A 2,667-nucleotide genomic window follows, 5' to 3' on the forward strand; every position below is an offset into this window, starting at 1 on the left:
CACTCCATGGCTCGCAGCGCCAGAAAAGTACTCACCCCCTTCAAAAACCTGTTTGATCAACAGCACGATCAAACTTTTCCAGAGAGTCAAACCTCACTGGGATTATAACCAAAAGAATGTATATACATGCAAAGCAGCCACGACCTGATCTTTAATGATTATCGCCCCAACAGAGAAAAACCAAGCATGCTATACAGCCTTATATTAAGCTTTATGAAGCACGAAGAAAACAAATGCTTTTTAAATAATTAAAATAAAAATAAACCTATAGAAAAATAAGCAGTTTATTTTTAGTAAAATTGAAAATATATTTTAGTTAATTTTAATTTACAAATAAACCCGAGCTAGACTTTCAAATCATCATAGTAAACTTTATGATTCTAGAGAAAAAATTTAAAGTGTTTTACTTCACATAGATAATAGCCAAAATAACGTGATACAATAATTCAACAATACAAGAAAGGTTAAAAAAATCATGTCTACCATCTGCATTACAGGGGCTAGCAACGGCATTGGTGAAGCTTTAGCCTATAGCTATGCAAGGCCAGATAACCACCTGATATTAATCGCACGCAATGCTGAGCGTCTAGAGCAAGTTAAAGCCCAATGCGAAAAATACGGATCAAAAACAACAATTGCAATTATCAATGTATGTAACCATCAAGCACTACATGACTTTTTAATCGATATTGATAATCAAGATCCAATTCATCTTGTCATTGCCAATGCAGGGCCTTCTCTTAAGCAACTTACGCATGAAACAACCAATTATTTTTCAGCACAGCGCCTTATGGTCGATACCCACATTAATGGCACATTTAATAGTATTTACCCACTTATTCAACGCATGCAGCAGCGGCGCTCTGGCCAAATTGCGATTATGAGTTCAATGAATGCAAAAATATTTCTCCCTGGCCGCAGCATTTATGGTGCAGTGAAGGCTGCATTATTACACTTTGGCTTAGCTTTACGCCAACAACTTAAAAGTGATAACATTCAAGTGAGTGTTATTTGCCCAGGCTGGGTAAAAACACCTCGTACAGATCTTAATCAATTCTCAATGCCCTTTAAAATATCCGCTAAAAAAGCAGCTCTCACAATTCAGAAAGGCCTTATTCAAAATAAAGCAATCATCCAGTTTCCCTGGCAACTCTCCTTAATCACTGGAATATACAGCTATTTACCACTAAAAATAAAAGAGTGGGTTAGCCAAAAATTATATTTTACAAATTCAAAAGATAATGACTAAGAATAATTTTCTATTTTTTGTTGATATTAAACTAGTATTATACTGTGGTGACAAAATAACAGAATTCCAAGCATTCCGAAAAAATATTGCTTAAATATACAGTTTTACCAATACCTTTAGCATCAACTAATCGCTACCTAAATTTATTAACCAAACGCCAGCTGCTCACCAAAACTTTCAAAGTGTTCCTGTAAAAAATAGGCAATACTCACCAAGTTAGATCAAAGAGATTTAATCTAACTCTATATCAACTTATTTTTAGCATAACCCTTACCAAAGAATCACCAATAAATGCTTTTTATATATGAAAAATATTTCAAGGAAACCGATCTGTTAAAATAATACTTGGCCAAGTATAAGTTTGTTTGCATTATGTTTTGCAAACTAGTCACTTCGTATCAATCGTAGTGCTTTTTCCCCATAGCTTAGCTTAATTATATAGCATCTAAATTTTATCAGAATAATTTAAAAACTACATACACTATGGAATAAATTAATCTATCACAAGTTTCATTAATTATTTTATTATATATTTAAATATCTATATATTGCTCTTTCTTTGGTTACATTGCTGCTTATTTCTATGTTGTGAATCAGCTGCATGAATATTTCTTAACATTTTTAGCTGTCCCTGATAATTAGCTTCAACCCCTCTCGCTCGCCACAATGCAATATGATGTGGCATAAAAACGTAGCCCAAAGGGGTAATATTATCGCAAGTCATGATGTAATCTCCAAAATAGAATGATAAAACACGCTACTAAATTTTCCATGTAGCATATTCTTTAATCTACCACACTTCTAACAAATGATAAAACAATTTAAAAATTCTTAACAAACTAATTATAATATTGAGACTTTTCTTATTAAAGCAGAAAACTTCACTAATTTTAATTATTAATTATCTTATTGGTTTATAAAAACCAATGATTATTGCTATAGTATTATTATTACAGCAATGAAATCATCATAAACTTTATAGCTGATAACAAAATTATCACTCATTAATAAATTACTATAGCTAATTTAGCAAAATATTGTCATATAAAAATTAAAGAAGGATTGGCAAGCATTCCTTCTTTAAAGGTATCATAATTAGAAAGACATAACTTTTCTCCTTGAGCAAAAAGAATACACAATAAGTAATTTTTTTATTTTTAATAGCTAACCTTGCTATAACACTATGCCCCTATTTAATGTAATTTTTCATTATCTCAAGGTATTTTTCTTTAATACGCCCTCCGTCATCTGAAGTGCAACACTCAGTAGAGAGTTCATATTCATACAGATAAACTCTCTAGTTCGCCTTTTGACTTAGAGGGTAGAGATGGTTTATCGGCACTTAAATGAAAAAGATCGTTTTTATATCGAACAACGGTTATCAGAGGGAGACTCGCTCAGATCAATTGCTAGAGCAC

The 2,667-nt window shown here is 32.1% G+C and carries 3 protein-coding genes; 2 read left to right on the forward strand and 1 reads right to left on the reverse strand.

Features of this window, described 5'->3' with window-relative positions:
* The first annotated feature begins 475 nt into the window (after window positions 1-475).
* Window positions 476-1,249, forward strand: a complete 774-nt coding sequence (locus C200_RS00695; RefSeq protein ID WP_016212051.1) for an SDR family NAD(P)-dependent oxidoreductase — start codon at window positions 476-478, stop codon at window positions 1,247-1,249.
* Between the two features lie 541 nt (window positions 1,250-1,790).
* Here C200_RS00695 and C200_RS00700 read toward each other — a convergent pair.
* Entirely contained in the window at window positions 1,791-1,973 is a 183-nt protein-coding gene (locus tag C200_RS00700) for a hypothetical protein (RefSeq protein ID WP_032126148.1), read from the reverse strand.
* A 603-nt stretch (window positions 1,974-2,576) separates the two neighbouring features.
* Here C200_RS00700 and C200_RS16830 point away from each other — a divergent pair.
* A partial coding sequence (locus C200_RS16830) for a helix-turn-helix domain-containing protein (protein ID WP_155276067.1) occupies window positions 2,577-2,667 on the forward strand: 91 nt, incomplete at its 3' end.

It is taken from the genome of Piscirickettsia salmonis LF-89 = ATCC VR-1361, from assembly GCF_000297215.2.
GTDB lineage: Bacteria > Pseudomonadota > Gammaproteobacteria > Piscirickettsiales > Piscirickettsiaceae > Piscirickettsia > Piscirickettsia salmonis.